Source organism: Acinetobacter sp. ANC 4636 (genome assembly GCF_054454555.1).
Genome location: NZ_JBTKVD010000008.1, coordinates 13227 through 31105, shown reverse-complemented (window position 1 = coordinate 31105; position 17879 = coordinate 13227). Strand labels below are relative to the sequence as shown.

The following is a 17879-nucleotide window of genomic DNA, read 5'->3' as shown; positions in this document are numbered from 1 at the left end:
TTTGGATTAACTTTTAACCTCTATGTTAATAGCCTCCATGCTGTATACATCCAAATTTGTAGTAGCATTCTTTTGTCCGACATAAATGTACAGCAAGCAGCGGCGAAAAATACAGTACATATTGCAATTATTATGTGGAAAAAGAGGCAAAAAGGCTTAAAAGTGTCTAAAAAATAATCATGAAAATACCTAAAGTCTATAAAACACGGTTATTTGCTGTCGAAATATTTGGTAAAACATTTATTGGTAAAAAGTCATAATCAATTTTCACGAAGCTATGCGCTAGATCACATATTTAGCTCAATATAGATGAATGTACGTACTCTCATAGAAAAAAACAATGATAAAAAGCGACAACTTAGTAAAGTTTATTCATGAGTAGTATTTATTTTAAAAATGGTTGTTCTTTGGGTGAGTGATCTTCAAATTGGCTAAAAAACTTAAAAAATGGTGAAAAGGTATGCAAAAAGTTGGTTGTGTATCTCCTCAGATAAATGTTCCTTATTCTTTTTTATAATATTGGTCTTTGGTTGTAGGGTGAAATTTGGAAAAATTTTCTGGAAGTGATGCTGAGTTTTAAAATTCACTTATAAAAATAATAACATAGCAAATAAATAATGGAAAAATACAAGGAATTTGTGAAGAATAAACAGTGTAAATGATTCTTATTTATAGAATAAATTGAAATTGTAGGCATTTAGGTTGTTTGAATTTTGTTAGTTTGCGTTCTATAATCAAGTGTCGTTTAAAAGTTTAGGCATTTGCTAGCCTAACGATGCCAGCTTTCCTTCGAATTAATCAAACAAACTCCGGATGGAGTTTCTACTTACAGGATGCCCGCTGTGAAAAGCAACAGACCTGTCAATTTGTCCATGGGGCAGGTGTTAGCGGTTAACTTACGCTCTCCCGTGGCTATTGCATCAATCTTGCACCGTTTATCTGGTGTCATCGTATTTTTGTTGGTTCCAGTACTTTTATGGATATTAGATAAGTCACTGTCTTCGCCAGAAGGCTTTACTTATGTGAAAGAACAAATATTTGGGAATTTCTTAGTACGATTCATTGTTTGGGTTTTTGTAGCAGGTTTAATCTACCATTTTATTGGTGGTGTTAAGCATTTACTCGCAGACCTTGGTTTTAATGAAGAACTACAAAGTGGTCGAGTTGCAGCTACAATTTCATTGGTTCTATCTGTGGTAGCAATTATCGCAGCTTTTATATGGATCGTATTCTAATGAAAAGTGCTACAGGTTTAACAGGTTCAGGTTCTCGTGATTGGTATCTCCAACGTGTGAGCGCAGTTGTTCTAGCAGTTTATACAGTCGTGATCTTTGGATGGATTTTATTCCACGGCGGCTTTGGCTTTGAACAATGGTCTGGCTTTATGATGACTTTGCCAATGAAAATTCTTTCATTGCTGTCAATTTTATCATTGGTTGTACACGCTTGGATTGGTATGTGGCAAGTCTTTACTGACTATGTAACTACTCGTCAAATGGGTCCATCTGCTAAAGGTTTGCGCCTAGTATTAACGACTGCAGTGATTATTGCTGTATTTGTGTATGCGATCTGGGGTATCCAGATTTTCTGGGCGAATTGATAGGAAAAAATCATGGGCGCGATAACCCCTAAAGAAGATTATTCAAATATCCAAAACCTGACTTTCGATACTGTTATCGTTGGTGGTGGTGGTTCTGGTATGCGTGCTGCTTATCAGCTAGCTCAAGCTGGTTTGAAAGTTGCAGTATTGACTAAAGTATTCCCAACACGTTCGCACACTGTTGCAGCGCAAGGTGGTATTGGTGCATCTCTTGGTAACATGCAGGAAGATAACTGGCACTACCACTTTTATGACACTGTAAAAGGTTCAGACTGGTTAGGTGACCAAGACGCAATCGAGTTTATGTGTCGTGAAGCGCCGAAAGTTGTTTATGAACTTGAACACATGGGTATGCCATTTGACCGTAACAAAGATGGTACGATCTATCAGCGTCCATTTGGTGGTCACTCTGCAAACTATGGTGAGAAGCCAGTTCCACGTGCATGTGCAGCAGCTGACCGTACTGGTCACGCGCTTTTGCATACGCTTTATCAAAGCAACGTGAAAATGGGTACTCAATTCTTTGTTGAATGGATTGCACTTGACTTAATCCGCAATGAAGAAGGTGATGTTCTTGGCGTAACAGCAATTGACCAAGAAACAGGTAACATTGCAGTATTCCAAGCAAAAGCAACTTTGTTTGCTACTGGTGGTGCTGGTCGTGTGTATCGTGCATCAACAAATGCATATATCAATACTGGTGACGGTCTTGGTATGGCTGCACGTGCGGGTATTCCATTGCAAGATATGGAATTCTGGCAATTCCACCCAACAGGTGTTGCAGGCGCAGGCGTACTTCTTACTGAAGGTTGCCGTGGTGAAGGTGCAATTCTTCGTAACAAAGATGGCGAACCATTCATGGAACGCTATGCACCAACTTTAAAAGACTTGGCGCCACGTGACTTCGTTTCACGTTCTATGGACCAAGAAATTAAAGAAGGCCGTGGTTGTGGTCCTAAAGGTGACTATATCTTGCTAGATATGACTCACTTGGGTGCTGATACCATCATGAAACGCTTGCCATCTGTATTTGAGATTGGTAAGAAATTCGCGAACGTTGATATCACTAAAGAACCAATTCCAGTAGTACCGACAATCCATTATCAAATGGGTGGTATTCCAACCAATATTCATGGTCAGGTTGTACTTCCTGAAGCAGCAACTGCTGAAGAATTGAATGCTGGATACGACAAGTCTACTGAAACTTATCATGCCAACAATCAGCGTAACTTCGTGAAGCCAGTAAAAGGTTTCTATGCGATCGGTGAGTGTTCTTGTGTGTCTGTACATGGTGCAAACCGTTTAGGTACAAACTCATTGCTTGACTTGGTTGTGTTTGGTAAGGCTGCTGGTGAACATATTATTGATTATGTAACCAAGCATCATGGTGATGAATACGCACCACTTCCAACAGACGTTCTTGTGAGTACTTTGGCTCGCGTCCGTAAATTGGATGAGTCAACCAGCGGTGAAAATGCTCAAGACGTTGCTGATGCAATTCGTGACATCGTTCAAGATCACGCGGGTGTATTCCGTACTCAAGCATTGCTTGATGAAGGTGTAAAACAAATCCTTGCGTTAGAATCACGCGTGCGCAACATTCATTTGAAAGACAAATCAAAAGTATTTAACACAGCACGTGTTGAAGCACTTGAAGTTGAAAACTTGTATGAAGTTGCAAAAGCAACACTGATTTCTGCTGCTGCACGTAAAGAATGTCGTGGTGCGCATACGGTTGTTGATTATGAGTTACCACCAGATCATCCTGAATATCCATATGGTCGCCGTGATGATCACTGGATGAAGCATACTTTGTGGTATTCATCTGACAATCATTTGGAATATAAGCCAGTGCGTTATAAGCCGCTGACTGTTGATGCGATTCCACCAAAACCACGTACATTCTAATCGGGAGTATAAAGATGAGTAGAGGTACTCGTACATTCGAAATCTACCGCTATGATCCTGATAAGGATAAAGCGCCGTACATGCAAACTTTTAAGCTTGAGTTGACAGATAAGCACCGTATGTTGCTTGATGCTTTGCTAGCTTTGAAAGTGCAAGATGAAACACTGACTTTCCGTCGTTCTTGTCGTGAAGGGATTTGTGGTTCAGATGGTGTGAACATCAACGGTAAAAATGGTTTGGCTTGCTTGCAAAACCTGAATGATCTTCCTGAGAAGATTGTGATCCGTCCTTTACCTGGTTTACCAGTAATCAAGGACTTGGTTGTTGATATGAATCAGTTCTATGATCAATACAACAAGATTCAGCCATTCCTGATTAATAACCAGCCAGCACCACCAAAAGAGCGTTTGCAATCTCCTGAAGAGCGTGAACACTTAAATGGTTTGTATGAGTGTATTTTGTGTGCATGTTGTTCAACTTCATGCCCATCATTCTGGTGGAATCCAGATAAATTCTTGGGTCCTTCAGCATTGTTAAATGCATACCGTTTCATTATTGATTCGCGTGATACAGCGACTCAAGATCGTTTGGCTCGTTTAGATGATCCATTCAGTCTATTCCGTTGTAAAGGAATCATGAACTGTGTATCAGTTTGTCCTAAAGGTTTAAACCCAACAAAAGCAATCGGTCATATCCGTAGTATGTTGTTAGACCAAGCGGGCTAATTAGATGTACAAAAAAGCGCACATTGAATGATGTGCGCTTTTTTTTATTTGTAGTGGGAGTGTTAAGTTGAGTTGCCTTGTAATTGCATGTTTTTGATGGATCGATCAACATATATCTCTGTTTTGTATTTATATATTTTGATGCGTGATGAGAGGTATGTGGGAAAAAAATTAAATCAATTGGGATAACATGTTAGCATTTAGCAAGTCACTATATTAAAAAAAATAGTGAAAAAAAAGAGCTATTATTTTCGTAATGTGAGAAAATAGCATTGTTAAAAAGTAACAGGAAAACGTTTTAGAAAAGCTAAATCGTGTATTTATCTTTATCTAAGACGATTTGCAAAAAATTGCTCGGCTTTTGGTCGGGTATAAGATGAGTGATGATGCCAGGTATGGGCGTTATAATTCATTGTGCCTATAAGGTAGGTTATGCTTATTTTATAAGCACGAATATTCCTGATGATGAAAGTCATCGGGCATGGTGTCATGGTTACCAATCTGACATTATCGATCATGGATTGCTTCACTGAGTAATCTGTAATATTTTTGCAATAGGAAATGGGTCCAAAAATGCAAGAAGTTGCTGACGCATTGCGTCTTGATACTGAACTTTCCGCTGATAGTGCAGCGTATATCGAAGAACTATACGAGCAGTACCTAACTTCTCCATCATCTGTCAGTGAAGACTGGCGTCAATATTTCGATAAATTCCCAAAAGGCGACCAACCACACGGAACTGTGCGTGAACAATTTTTATTACTTGGTCGTAATTCAAATCGCGTACAGTCTGTTGTGCAAAGTACCGTAAGCACTGAGCATGAAAAGCGCCAAATTGGTGTTTTACAGCTTATTTCTGCTTATCGCAACCGCGGACACCAAAAAGCGAAGTTGGACCCTCTCGGTTTAGCAAAGCGTGAAGACGTTCCTGATTTAGAATTAAATGCACATGGGTTGACTAAATCTGATCTAGATACCGTATTTAACACCGGTAATCTTGCGATTGGTAAAGATGAGGCAACTCTTGGTGAAATGGTTGAAACCATGCAGGCGATTTACTGTGGGTCTATTGGTGCAGAATATATGCACATCGTAGATACAGTAGAAAAACGCTGGATTCAACAGCGCCTTGAAGGTGCGCGCGGTCAATTTAGCTTTACAGCTGAGCAAAAGAAACATTTCTTGGAGCGTTTGACTGCCGCTGAAGGTTTGGAAAAATATCTCGGTAATAAATTTGTAGGTGCAAAACGCTTTGGTTTGGAAGGTGGTGAAACCTTCATTCCAATGGTCAATGAAATTATTCAACGTGCAGGTACAGTGGGCTGTAAGGAAGTGGTTATTGGTATGCCACACCGCGGTCGCTTGAACTTGCTTGTGAATATTATGGGTAAAAACCCTGCTGACCTATTTGGTGAGTTTGAAGGTAAAGCACTGACCAAGAAAGGCTCTGGTGACGTAAAATATCACCAAGGTTTCTCATCAAATGTGATGACACCAGGTGGCGAAGTTCACTTGGCATTGGCGTTTAACCCATCACACTTAGAAATTGTTGGGCCTGTAGTTGAAGGTTCTGTTCGTGCACGCCAAGTTCGTCGTAAAGACATTGGTGGTGATGATGTGTTACCTGTGATTGTTCACGGTGATGCTGCATTTGCAGGTCAGGGTGTGAACATGGAAACTTTCCAAATGTCACAAACCCGCGGCTATACCGTTGGTGGTACTGTTCATATTGTTGTGAATAACCAAGTTGGTTTTACAACATCTGATCCACGTGATGCACGTTCTACCGAATACTGTACTGACATTGCGAAAATGGTTCAGTCACCAATCTTCCATGTGAATGGTGATGATCCTGAAGCAGTTGTATTTATTGCTCAACTTGCACATGACTTCCGTCATACATTCCGCAAAGATGTTGTAATTGACTTGTTCTGTTACCGTCGTCGTGGTCACAACGAAGCAGATGAGCCATCTGCAACTCAACCTGTGATGTATCAGGTGATTAACAAGAAAGCGACTACACGTACGCTTTATGCTGATCAGCTAGTACAACAAAAAATCTTGGATCGTGCTGAAGCAGACAATATGGTTGAAGACTACCGCGCTGATTTGGAAGCAGGTAAACATGTTGCCAACGCATTGGTACTTGAGCCAAATACCAAAATGTTTGTGGACTGGACACCTTACTTGGGTCATGACTACACAGACAACTGGGATACATCTTTTGATATCGAGCGTCTAAAAGCGATTGGTACAAAAATGCGTCAGCTTCCAGAAGGCTTTGAAATGCAACGTCAAGTTTCAAAAGTAATTGACGAACGCTTGAAAATGCAAACTGGTGAAACGCCTTTAAACTGGGGTGCTGCTGAAACTTTAGCGTATGCGACTTTGCTTGATGAAGGCTATTTGGTTCGTATCAGTGGTGAAGACGTGGGTCGTGGTACATTCTCACACCGTCACGCTAAACTACACAACCAAAAAGATGGTTCAGTTTATATTCCGCTTTGTAATGTTAAAGAAAACCAACCACGCTTTGCGCTTTGGGATTCATTGCTTTCTGAAGAAGCGGTTTTGGCATTTGAATATGGTTATGCAACTACATTGCCAAACAGTTTGATCGTTTGGGAAGCTCAGTTTGGTGACTTCGCCAACTGTGCGCAAGTGGTGATTGACCAGTTTATCGCATCTGGTGAAACCAAGTGGGAACGTGTTTGTGGTTTAACCATGTTGTTACCACACGGCTTTGAAGGTCAAGGTCCTGAGCATTCATCTGCACGTCTAGAGCGTTATTTGCAGCTTTGTGCAGAAGACAACATGCAAGTGATTACACCGACAACACCTGCACAAATTTACCATGCATTGCGTCGTCAGGCTGTTCGTCCAATCCGTAAACCATTGATTGTGATGTCGCCGAAGTCATTGCTTCGTCATAAACTTGCAGTATCTAACCTAGATGAATTGGCAAACGGTCAATTCCAAACTGTGATTGATGAAGTTGATCAAATCAACAAAGCAGACGTAACCCGTATCGTATTCTGTGGCGGTAAAGTGTATTACGACTTGCTTGAAAAACGTCGTGAAGCTGCGCTAGGTAATGTTGCGATTGTTCGTGTAGAACAGTTGTATCCATACCCAGAACAACGTATTGCTGAAGTTCTTAATGCTTATCCAAATGCAACAGAAGTTGTTTGGTGTCAGGAAGAACCGAAGAACCAAGGTGCATGGCACTTTATTGCCCCATTCTTATACGAAACAGTATCAAATGTTGGCAAACAAGCACGCATTAGCTTCGCAGGTCGTGATGCTTCTGCAGCCCCAGCATGTGGTTCACCATATTTACATGCAAAACAACAAGCTAAATTAATTCAAGACGCGCTTGCGATTGAAGCCTAATCATCAGGAGAGACTAAAGAATGGCAACCGAAATTAAGGCACCAGTATTTCCAGAGTCTGTAGCAGACGGAACAATTGCAACTTGGCACAAAAAAGTTGGTGAACCTGTATCACGTGACGAAGTGATCTGTGATATTGAAACTGATAAAGTTGTATTGGAAGTTGTTGCACCTGCTGATGGTAGCTTAGTTGCAATTGTGAAAGGTGAAGGCGATACAGTTCTTTCTAGTGAAGTAATTGCTCAATTTGAAGCAGGCGCAGTTTCTAGCGCTGTAGCTGCAGCACCTGAAGCTGTACAAAGCGAAGAAAAAGCTGCACCAGCAGCTGCTACAAGTGCTGCATCTGTTCAAGACCAAGCACCTGCAGTGCGTAAAGCATTAAATGAAACAGGTATTGCTGCGACTGACGTACAAGGTACAGGTCGCGGTGGTCGCATTACCAAAGAAGATGTTGCAAACCATCAAGCAAAACCAGCTGCTGCTAGCGTAACACCATTAAGCGTTGCAGTGGGTGAGCGTATTGAAAAACGTGTTCCAATGACTCGCTTACGTAAGCGTGTTGCAGAACGCTTGCTTGCAGCAACTCAGCAAACTGCAATGTTGACAACGTTTAACGAAGTGAACATGAAGCCAGTGATGGAAATGCGTAAACAATACAAAGACATCTTTGAAAAACGTCATGGTGCACGTTTAGGCTTTATGTCTTTCTTTGTTAAAGCAGTTACTGAAGCGCTAAAACGTTATCCAGCAGTCAATGCGTCTATTGATGGTGATGATATTGTTTATCATGGTTTCTACGACATTGGTGTTGCTGTATCTTCAGAGCGTGGTCTAGTTGTTCCTGTACTACGTGATACTGATCGCATGAGCTATGCTGAAGTTGAAAATGGCATTCGTGATTTTGCTTACAAGGCACGTGATGGTAAATTGGCAATCGAAGACATGACTGGCGGTACGTTCACCATTACCAATGGTGGTACATTCGGTTCATTGCTTTCAACTCCAATTTTGAACCAACCGCAAACAGGTATCTTGGGTATGCATAAAATCCAAGAACGTCCTATGGCGGTTAATGGTCAAGTTGAAATCTTGCCAATGATGTATTTAGCGCTTTCTTATGACCACCGTATGATCGATGGTAAAGAAGCTGTAGGCTTCTTGGTAACAATCAAAGAATTGTTAGAAGAACCAGCTAAACTTATCCTAGACCTTTAATTTTTTACGAATAATATAAACCAAGGCAGAGCGATCCTTTGTCTTGGTGCATGGAGATAAACATGTCTCAGCAATTTGATCTTGTTGTTATTGGCGGCGGTCCTGGTGGTTATGAAGCTGCAATTCGTGCTGCTCAACTGGGTTTTAAAGTCGCTTGTATCGAAAAACGTATTCATAACGGTAAGCCATCTTTAGGCGGTACTTGCTTGAACGTAGGTTGTATCCCTTCTAAAGCATTACTTGATTCTTCACATCGTTATGAAGATACAGTGCATCATTTGGCTGATCACGGTATTACTACTGGTGAAGTAAATTTTGACCTTGCAAAACTTCTTGCTCGCAAAGACAAAATTGTTGACCAATTGACTGGCGGTATTGATCAATTGCTTAAAGGCAATGGTATTGAGTGGTTAAAAGGTACAGGTAAATTACTTGCTGGTAAAAAAGTTGAGTTTGTTTCACATGAAGGTGAAACTCAACTTTTAGAACCTAAATATGTCATTCTTGCTTCTGGTTCTGTGCCTGTAAATATTCCTGTAGCTCCTGTAGATCAAGACTTGATCGTAGATTCAACAGGTGCACTAAACTTCCCTGAAGTACCTAAACGTTTAGGTGTAATTGGTGCTGGTGTAATCGGTTTAGAACTTGGTTCAGTATGGCGTCGTCTTGGTGCTGAAGTTGTTGTGTTTGAAGCAATGGATGCATTCTTACCAATGGCTGACAAAGCAGTAGCTAAGGAATATCAAAAAATCTTGACTAAACAAGGTTTAGATATCCGTGTTGGCGCTAAAGTTGCTGGTACTGAAATTAACGGTCGTGAAGTGACTGTTAAGTACACCCAAGGTGGCGAAGAGAAAACTGAAACTTTTGACAAATTGATCGTTTGTGTAGGTCGTAAAGCTTATGCAGAAGGTCTGTTGGCTGAAGATTCAGGCATCAAATTAACTGAGCGTGGCTTGGTTGAAGTGAATGACTGGTGTGCAACTTCTGTTGAAGGTGTATACGCGATTGGTGACTTGGTTCGTGGCCCAATGCTTGCACACAAAGCAATGGAAGAAGGTGTAATGGCGGTTGAGCGTATTCACGGCCATGCTGCACAAGTGAACTATGACACAATCATCTCAGTAATCTATACACATCCAGAAGCTGCATGGGTTGGTTTAACTGAAGAACAAGCTAAAGAAAAAGGTCATGAAGTAAAAACTGGTCAATTCGGTTTTGCTGTAAATGGTCGTGCTTTAGCTGCGGGTGAAGGTGCTGGTTTCGTTAAATTCGTTGCTGATGCAAAAACTGACCGTTTATTGGGTATGCATGTTATTGGACCTGCAGCATCTGATATCGTTCACCAAGGTATGATCGCACTTGAGTTTGTGTCTTCTGTTGAAGATCTTCAGTTAATGACATTTGGTCACCCAACATTCTCTGAAGTTGTTCATGAAGCTGCACTTGCTGTAGATGGTCGTGCAATTCACGCGATTCAGCGTAAACGTAAATAATTAGATGAATTAAATAATCTAATTGGAAAATGGCGGTTAATATAACCGCCATTTTTTATTTCAAGGTACTGAAATATATAAATTTAATATAATAAAAATCATTTATTATTTATCAATAAAATACCTAAACTTTATAATATTTTTGAAAATGATGCTTAATTTGTAGTAAAGAGTTGAGTTCCCTGAAAATTTCCACTACAACTAGAATTAGACTTCAGCATGATGCTGTCGTAGCTCGCTTATCGAGATGTATTTTAAAAAAAAGTGCATGCAATAAATATAAAAGGTACACAAATGAATTTACATGAATACCAAGCCAAGGCGTTACTTAAGAAATATGGTCTACCTGTTCAAGAAGGTATCTTAGCAACATCTCCCGATGAAGCGGTTGCAGCCTATAAAAAACTGGCTGGCAAATTTGCAGTCATTAAAGCACAAGTACATGCAGGCGGGCGTGGTAAAGCAGGCGGTGTAAAAGTTGTTAAATCGAAAGATGAAGCTGCCGAATATGCAGGACAAATTTTAGGCACACGTTTAGTCACTTACCAAACTGATGCTTTAGGTCAGCCTGTCAATAGCGTACTGGTTTGTGAAGATGTTTATCCTGTAGAGCGTGAATTGTATTTGGGAGCAGTTGTTGACCGTTCATCACGCCGTGTCACCTTTATGGCATCTACTGAAGGTGGTGTCGAAATTGAGAAAGTGGCTGAAGAAACCCCTGAAAAAATCATTAAAATCAGTATTGATCCTTTAACTGGTTTATTGCCATTTCAAGCACGTCAGGTCGGCTATGCATTACAGTTAAAAGATGAACAGATTGATAGTTTCACTAAACTGATGCAAGGCGCGTATCGTGCATTCGTTGAAAATGATTTTGCATTGTTTGAAATCAACCCACTATCTATACGTGAGAATGGTGAAATTTTATGTGTTGATGCCAAAATTGGCATTGATTCTAATGCTGTATATCGAATCCCTGAAGTTGCTGCACTACGTGATAAAACTCAGGAAAATGAGCGTGAACTCAAAGCATCTGAGCATGATCTGAACTATGTTGCACTTGAAGGCAATATTGGCTGTATGGTTAATGGTGCAGGGTTAGCGATGGCAACCATGGACATTATTCAGCTTTATGGTGGAAAGCCTGCCAACTTTCTAGATGTTGGTGGTGGTGCAACCAAAGAACGCGTGATTGAAGCATTTAAAATTATTTTGGCAGATCATTCTGTTGAGGCTGTATTAATCAATATTTTTGGTGGGATTGTACGTTGTGACATGATTGCCGAAGCGATTATTGCAGCAGTTCAAGAAGTAAATGTCAGTATTCCAGTGGTGGTTCGCCTAGAAGGTAACAATGCTGAGCTTGGTGCAAAAATTTTGGATGAATCAGGACTAACTCTCATTTCAGCCAATGGTTTAGCAGATGCAGCACAGAAAGTGGTTGCAACATTACAACAAGATCAGAATCACTAAAGGAATATTGCTATGAGCGTGTTAATTAATAAAAATACAAAGGTTTTGGTTCAGGGCTTTACAGGTAAAAATGGGACATTTCACTCCGTACAAGCATTAAATTACGGGACAAAAGTTGTGGGTGGGGTAACGCCAGGCAAAGGTGGTCAGACGCATCTGGATTTACCTGTATTTAATACCATGCAAGATGCCATGCGTGAAACACAGGCAGATGCCTCAGTGATTTATGTACCTGCACCCTATGTACTGGATTCAGTTGTAGAAGCAATTGATGCTGGAGTGGGTTTGATTGTTGTTATTACGGAAGGTGTGCCAACTTTAGATATGCTCAAAGCCAAACGTTATTTGGAAACTTGTGGGCAAAATACGCGTCTGATAGGGCCAAACTGCCCAGGTATTATTACACCTGAACAATGTAAGATCGGCATTATGCCAGGGCATATTCATCGGGCGGGACGTATTGGAATTATTTCTCGTTCAGGAACTTTGACTTATGAAGCTGTATCGCAAACCACTAAACTTGGTTTAGGTCAGTCAACCTGTATAGGGATTGGTGGAGACCCGATTCCTGGTATGAATCAGATTGACGCTTTAAAATTGTTTCAGGATGACCCAGATACCGATGCGATCATCATGATTGGTGAGATTGGTGGGACTGCTGAAGAAGAAGCAGCAGAGTATATTCAGTCCAATGTGACTAAACCTGTGGTTGGATATATTGCAGGGGTTACTGCGCCAAAAGGCAAACGTATGGGGCATGCAGGTGCGATTATTTCTGGTGGTAAAGGTACTGCCGAAGAGAAATTTATGGCATTTGAAAAAGCTGGAATCGCTTATACTCGTAGCCCTGCGGAAATTGGTACAACCATGCTCGAAGTTTTAAAAGATCAAAAACTGATTTAAATTAAAATTTTAGACTGATTTTAAAATTCAAGTTTTTACTTGTTAGAAACTTGAATTTTTTATGCAAAATTTAGATAAAAAAATACGCAATGGTTGGGGTGACCACTGCGTAGAACAACGAAAAACTGAAAACAGTTCCGTAAAATGGAGAAATGTCATTTAGCTGTAACAACTAAACGCTATAGGAGCAGTATATAAAAAAGCTGACTAAAATAATAGGCTTTTACGCAATTTAACTGTTAAATAACGTAAAAAAATGACGCTTTTTGTTGCATGTTTTGCACATAATTAACAAAAATGGTCACTTTTGGTCATATTTTTTTGTCGTAATGCTCAAAAACGGAACATTCCAAGCCCATCTTTTACTTCATCTAGTGTCGTTTGAGTAATGACCTGACACTTTTGTGTACCCGCTTTCAAAACATCCATAATATAGTCTGGGTCTTTAGAAAGTTCATTACGACGTTCACGAATTGGTGCAATCAGGTCTTTTAAAATACCTTCAAGGCGTTTTTTCACTGTGCCATCGCCTAAACCACCACGACGGTAGTGAGCTTTCAATTCTTCAAGTTCTTCTTTATTTGTATCGAAGGCATCTAAATAAGTAAACACCACATTGCCTTCAACTTGACCTGGGTCTTCAATGCGCAAGTGATTTGGGTCTGTATACATTGCATTCACTGCTTTTTTGATGTCTTTGTCTGTGGCATTTAACACAATCGTGTTGCCCAAAGACTTGGACATTTTGGCTTTGCCATCGAAGCCAGGCAAGCGTCCTACATTTGATAACAGTGCCTTACATTCTGGTAGTAAATCACGTCCTATCTGGCGGTTAACACGCCGTACAATTTCGTTAGTTTGTTCGATCATTGGAATCTGATCTTCACCAACAGGCACAACAGTTGCTTTAAATGCAGTAATATCAGCAGCTTGAGCAACTGGATAGCATAAGAAACCTGCTGGAATATCGCGCTCGAAACCACGCATTTGAATTTCTGATTTAATTGTTGGGTTACGCTCTAAACGTGCCACAGTCACGAAGTTCAAATACAGCATGGTGAGTTCATTTAATGCGGGCAGATGTGACTGAACGCAAATCGTGGTTTTACTTGGGTCAATACCAACAGCCAAGTAATCTGTAGCAACTTCGATGACATTGCGACGGACTTTTTCAAAGTTATCGGCATTGTCAGTTAGGGCTTGTGCATCGGCAAGTAAAATGTGCTGATGATGCGTGTCTTGTAAACCTACGCGTGAACGTAGTGAACCAACAAAGTGACCTAAATGCAGTTGTCCAGTTGGTCGGTCACCTGTCAAAATAATTGGGCGTTGATCTGCTGTTGTCATGAGATATCCTAAACGCTGTGCTTTGATCGTTTTTTAAAAATGCATTTATTGTAAGGCATAAGCGGAACGATGTCTTATGACAAAACTAAGCAATTGCTTAAGATTGTTGGTTTTCATGCATCAACATGCTGAAAAATACAAAAACACTTTACAATATTGAAAAACCTTCATACTGGATAATATATGGCAAGTAGCCTACTGCTGTTATTAGATGATATTGCAACGTTACTGGATGATGTTGCCTTAATGAGTAAAACTGCAGCACAAAAAACCGCAGGTGTTTTAGGTGATGATCTTGCGCTGAATGCCCAACAGGTTACAGGCGTTAAAGCCGAGCGTGAATTACCTGTGGTTTGGGCTGTAGCGAAAGGCTCATTATTAAATAAATGTATTTTGGTGCCCGCGGCACTGATTGTCAGTATTTTTGCTGCTTGGTTAATTAACCCTTTATTGGTGATAGGTGGGTTGTTTCTGTGTTATGAGGGTATGGAAAAGGTGCTGCATAGCCTACATACCAAGAAACATACCGACGTCAGTGAAATCCCCGAAATACCAGATGACTTGGTGGCCTATGAAAAAGATAAAATTAAAGGAGCAATTCGTACCGATTTTATTTTATCAGCTGAGATTGTGGTGATTACCTTAGGCACAGTGGCAACAGCAACTCTGATGAATAAAGTCGTTGTCATGAGTCTGATTGCGGTGGTGATGACGCTGGGTGTATATGGACTGGTTGGTTTGATTGTCAAAATTGATGATATGGGTTTGTATCTGACTCAGCAAGGTAAGGCATGGCAAACACGTGTTGGCAATTTGCTGTTGGCATTTGCACCTAAACTGATGAAAGCCTTGTCTATTATAGGAACCATAGCAATGTTTTTGGTGGGCGGTGGCATTATTAATCATGCTGTTCCATTTGCACATCATTTGACTGAGCATGTGACCAATCAGACAGAAGTGATTCCAACTGTTGGGCAGATTATGGGAAGCATCACTCCGATGATGTTAAACATGGGGTTGGGCATCATTGCTGGAGCAATCGTTCTTGCTGGAGTCGCCGTATTGAGTAAAATTTTCACAAAAGCCAGTTAATAGGCGGGATGTTGTTATGAAGTGGTTTGATCGTGGTTTCCATGCACAAGATTTGTCAGCCTGCGATACTTTTCAACATGCTTTATAGTGAGTAAATCCTATGCGTTGGCTCAGTTTGTTTGTCGGATGCCTAAGTGGAATGTTGTCAGCTTACGCTGTTGCACAGCAACCGATTAAGCAGCAGATCTTGGTACAAGGTATACAACGCCAGTACCTTGTACTTGATGCACATCGTCAGAAACCTGCACCGCTGGTGATTGTGTTGCATGGTGGCGGTGGCAATGCATCACGAATGTTGCAGCGCTGGCAGGCGGTCACCCAGCGTGAAGGCCTGATTGTGGTTGCACCAAATGCAGAGAAAGCGACATGGAATGCACTAGGTTGTTGTGGTGATGCCCAACAGCAGCAAAGTGCTGATGTGGCATTTATTCATGCAATGCTGAAAGAAGTTGAGCAACGAACTTCGGTTGATCAAAATCGTATTTATCTGGTTGGTTTTTCAAATGGCGGTATGCTGACTTATCAATTGATTGCACAGCAGCGAGCAACTTTTGCAGCTGCAGCTGTAGTTTCTGCAGCAATGTTTGCTCAGCAGCCACAACCTAAGACTCCATTACCGCTATTGATTGTACATGGTATGCAGGATCAAGTTGTTCCCATTATAGGTGGAATGAGTAAAGTCCGTTTTGTGGCACGTGTCCAGACGCAAGCCTTTTTACCACTCAATCAAACCATTGATATCTGGAAGAAGACCAATCAATGTCAGGCAAAAGACCTAAAATCAAATACAGTAGCCTTTGAATTTTGGCAGTACCGTGCTTGTAAAGCAGATTTACAGGTGTATTTACTGAAATCTGAAGGACATACTTGGTCAACATTCGAAGATGCAAATGGCATTGATACGACTCAAGTCATTTGGGATTTTTTAAAGCAGCATCATCACTAATGATTTAATTATTTGAAATATAATAATATTTTATTTATTAAAGATTTTTTTTTTGATTTTGTGGCGTAGTTTTTTTATTTCATTAATAGCCTAAAAAGGTGTATAAATTTCCATTTATATGTGTGATTGTGTGGTATTTTCCCCAAAAATAACGAAAAATATGTAAAATGATTCAGACGTCTTTTTTCGTCGCAGAGCTTTTATTTATGTAAAAACAAAATCAGTCTAGTGATATAGGGGGCTTATGGGTAGTTATTTTATTTTACAGGTCTTTACAGTTATTTTTGCCCTATCTATTGCAACCACAATTTTCAACAAACGTATTTTAGGTTTTCCTCAGGCGATTGGTGTACCCATCGTATCGGCAATTCTTGTCTTTATTTTACAGTGGGGTGCAAGCCTGCTGAGTGGTAATCATTTTATTACCATTAATATTCATAATATTGAAAATGCAGTTCGCCACATCGATTTTTATGATTTTTTAATTAATGGCGTGATTTGTTTTATTTTAACGTCGTCAGCATTAAAGTTTAAAATTTCTGATTTGCGCAATCACTGGAAACCAATCAGCATTTTGGCCAGTATTTCACTGGTCTTATGTGCGGTCTTTTTTGGTGGCATGCTATTTGGTTTTCAGGCGCTGATCGGGCATCCTGTGCCAATTGCCATATTGTTATTGTTAGGCTCAGCTTTGGGGGCAACTGACCCGATCGGGATTAAAAGTGTACTCAGTTCAGTGCGTGCACCGCATCATCTGATTGTAAAACTTGAAGGTGAATCACTGTTTAATGACGCAATGTGTATTGCTGTATTCATGACTTTGTTGAATGTGATTCAGGGTAAAAACTTTACGCTGATTGGTACATTAGAAACCTTGCTGTATGAAATTGTTGTCGCGGTCTTGATCGGTTGGGCATTTGGGCAAGGGATTTTACGTTTACTGCGTGGTAAACATGAACCTGAATCACTCATTTTGACTACGGCACTGTTGGCATGTGGTTCATACTTGGTGGCGTTATTTGCCCATGCTTCAGCGCCGATTGCCTGTGTGATAGGTGGGTTGATTGTTGGTAATCGCTGGCAGGAAATCCTATCTGAAACCGCAACTCGCGAAATTAATCATTTTTGGCATACGGTAGAGGGGATTATTAATTCATTCCTGTTTACTTTAATTGGTCTGGAATTGTTTATTTTAGATTTGAATGCCAGCATGATTTTGGGTGGAATTATTGCATTTATTGTGCTGCATATTTCCCGTTTTGCTGCCAATTTTTTATCTTTTGCCTGCTTTCCAAGTTTTCGTAGGAATAGTTATAACGGCAGTCTGACAATTTTAAGCTGGGGTGGGGTACGTGGTGGTCTATCACTGGCTTTGATTTTGGCAGTGGCAAACCATCCGACCCTTAGTCCGTATAGTAGTATTCTGATTGGCTATACTTTTATTGCAGTGCTACTGTCAGGTGTGGTCTGTGGTTTAGGATTGCCTGCGGTAATGAATGCATTTTATTATAATTCGCATGAAGAAACGGAAGGTTTTAAGGGCTGGTATCAGCGTTTGTGTCATAAAATGAATCGCAAGGGTGTGAAGTATATTGTCGGGGAAGATGCCAATGGCAATGAAACCATTACTGTGTATAACCCTGAACAGATTGCCGATGTGAAAGCGGATGATGGTGTAGCTGCTTTATATGATCCAAGCAAGATGACAGAGCGCAACCTACTAGAAAACCCTCACAATTTCTAAGTGTTAAAGCCATCTTAAAGATGGCTTTTTTATCGGAG

The 17879-nt window shown here is 40.5% G+C and carries 13 protein-coding genes; 12 read left to right on the top strand and 1 reads right to left on the bottom strand.

Annotated elements, in window-relative coordinates:
- Nucleotides 1-833: 833 nt before the first annotated feature.
- The 9 genes from sdhC (at nucleotide 834) to sucD (ending at nucleotide 12712) form a co-directional block, all read left to right on the top strand.
- The gene (sdhC, locus tag ACX1N5_RS09975) at nucleotides 834-1235 is read left to right on the top strand and encodes a succinate dehydrogenase, cytochrome b556 subunit (protein ID WP_131382296.1); all 402 of its coding nucleotides are present in this window, start codon (nucleotides 834-836) and stop codon (nucleotides 1233-1235) included.
- Entirely contained in the window at nucleotides 1235-1600 is a 366-nt protein-coding gene (sdhD, locus tag ACX1N5_RS09970; protein ID WP_004753557.1) for a succinate dehydrogenase, hydrophobic membrane anchor protein, read from the top strand. The genes sdhC and sdhD overlap by 1 nt, the downstream gene beginning before the upstream one ends.
- Before the next feature lie 12 nt (nucleotides 1601-1612).
- On the top strand, nucleotides 1613-3508 hold the full coding sequence (gene sdhA, locus ACX1N5_RS09965) for a succinate dehydrogenase flavoprotein subunit (RefSeq protein WP_458801957.1): 1896 nt from the start codon (nucleotides 1613-1615) through the stop codon (nucleotides 3506-3508).
- A gap of 14 nt (nucleotides 3509-3522) precedes the next feature.
- Complete coding sequence (locus ACX1N5_RS09960) at nucleotides 3523-4233, top strand: succinate dehydrogenase iron-sulfur subunit (RefSeq protein WP_004753553.1); 711 nt, start codon at nucleotides 3523-3525, stop codon at nucleotides 4231-4233.
- Nucleotides 4234-4806: 573 nt separating this feature from the next.
- Nucleotides 4807-7626 (top strand): 2-oxoglutarate dehydrogenase E1 component, encoded by a 2820-nt coding sequence (locus ACX1N5_RS09955; RefSeq protein ID WP_458801959.1) that lies wholly within the window; start codon nucleotides 4807-4809, stop codon nucleotides 7624-7626.
- 20 nt (nucleotides 7627-7646) lie between these two features.
- A complete protein-coding gene (odhB, locus tag ACX1N5_RS09950) occupies nucleotides 7647-8840 on the top strand; it encodes a 2-oxoglutarate dehydrogenase complex dihydrolipoyllysine-residue succinyltransferase (protein WP_131382293.1) in 1194 nt (397 codons plus the stop codon).
- Nucleotides 8841-8902: 62 nt separating this feature from the next.
- A complete protein-coding gene (gene lpdA / locus ACX1N5_RS09945; RefSeq protein ID WP_458801961.1) occupies nucleotides 8903-10336 on the top strand; it encodes a dihydrolipoyl dehydrogenase in 1434 nt (477 codons plus the stop codon).
- A gap of 294 nt (nucleotides 10337-10630) precedes the next feature.
- Entirely contained in the window at nucleotides 10631-11809 is a 1179-nt protein-coding gene (gene sucC, locus ACX1N5_RS09940; protein ID WP_458801963.1) for an ADP-forming succinate--CoA ligase subunit beta, read from the top strand.
- Between the two features lie 12 nt (nucleotides 11810-11821).
- Nucleotides 11822-12712, top strand: a complete 891-nt coding sequence (sucD, locus tag ACX1N5_RS09935; RefSeq protein ID WP_004903563.1) for a succinate--CoA ligase subunit alpha — start codon at nucleotides 11822-11824, stop codon at nucleotides 12710-12712.
- A gap of 333 nt (nucleotides 12713-13045) precedes the next feature.
- On the opposite strand, the gene trpS is transcribed toward sucD, so the two are convergent.
- Nucleotides 13046-14059: a tryptophan--tRNA ligase gene (trpS, locus tag ACX1N5_RS09930; protein WP_458801965.1), complete on the bottom strand. Its 1014-nt coding sequence runs from the start codon at nucleotides 14057-14059 to the stop codon at nucleotides 13046-13048.
- 183 nt (nucleotides 14060-14242) lie between these two features.
- On the opposite strand from trpS, the gene ACX1N5_RS09925 reads away from it, so the two are divergent.
- The 3 genes from ACX1N5_RS09925 to ACX1N5_RS09915 all read left to right on the top strand — a co-directional run bounded on the left by ACX1N5_RS09925 (nucleotide 14243) and on the right by ACX1N5_RS09915 (nucleotide 17841).
- On the top strand, nucleotides 14243-15151 hold the full coding sequence (locus ACX1N5_RS09925; protein WP_458801967.1) for a DUF808 domain-containing protein: 909 nt from the start codon (nucleotides 14243-14245) through the stop codon (nucleotides 15149-15151).
- 100 nt (nucleotides 15152-15251) lie between these two features.
- The gene (locus ACX1N5_RS09920; RefSeq protein ID WP_458801969.1) at nucleotides 15252-16097 is read left to right on the top strand and encodes a CE1 family esterase; all 846 of its coding nucleotides are present in this window, start codon (nucleotides 15252-15254) and stop codon (nucleotides 16095-16097) included.
- Nucleotides 16098-16341: 244 nt separating this feature from the next.
- A complete protein-coding gene (locus ACX1N5_RS09915; protein WP_131382523.1) occupies nucleotides 16342-17841 on the top strand; it encodes a cation:proton antiporter in 1500 nt (499 codons plus the stop codon).
- The last annotated feature ends 38 nt before the right edge of the window (nucleotides 17842-17879 follow it).

Coding starts and splice junctions, on each gene's coding strand:
- sdhC (WP_131382296.1), top strand. CDS start 834: ATGCCCGCTGTGAAAAGCAACAGACCTGTCAATTTGTCCATGGGGCAG.
- sdhD (WP_004753557.1), top strand. CDS start 1,235: ATGAAAAGTGCTACAGGTTTAACAGGTTCAGGTTCTCGTGATTGGTAT.
- sdhA (WP_458801957.1), top strand. CDS start 1,613: ATGGGCGCGATAACCCCTAAAGAAGATTATTCAAATATCCAAAACCTG.
- ACX1N5_RS09960 (WP_004753553.1), top strand. CDS start 3,523: ATGAGTAGAGGTACTCGTACATTCGAAATCTACCGCTATGATCCTGAT.
- ACX1N5_RS09955 (WP_458801959.1), top strand. CDS start 4,807: ATGCAAGAAGTTGCTGACGCATTGCGTCTTGATACTGAACTTTCCGCT.
- odhB (WP_131382293.1), top strand. CDS start 7,647: ATGGCAACCGAAATTAAGGCACCAGTATTTCCAGAGTCTGTAGCAGAC.
- lpdA (WP_458801961.1), top strand. CDS start 8,903: ATGTCTCAGCAATTTGATCTTGTTGTTATTGGCGGCGGTCCTGGTGGT.
- sucC (WP_458801963.1), top strand. CDS start 10,631: ATGAATTTACATGAATACCAAGCCAAGGCGTTACTTAAGAAATATGGT.
- sucD (WP_004903563.1), top strand. CDS start 11,822: ATGAGCGTGTTAATTAATAAAAATACAAAGGTTTTGGTTCAGGGCTTT.
- trpS (WP_458801965.1), bottom strand. CDS start 14,059: ATGACAACAGCAGATCAACGCCCAATTATTTTGACAGGTGACCGACCA.
- ACX1N5_RS09925 (WP_458801967.1), top strand. CDS start 14,243: ATGGCAAGTAGCCTACTGCTGTTATTAGATGATATTGCAACGTTACTG.
- ACX1N5_RS09920 (WP_458801969.1), top strand. CDS start 15,252: ATGCGTTGGCTCAGTTTGTTTGTCGGATGCCTAAGTGGAATGTTGTCA.
- ACX1N5_RS09915 (WP_131382523.1), top strand. CDS start 16,342: ATGGGTAGTTATTTTATTTTACAGGTCTTTACAGTTATTTTTGCCCTA.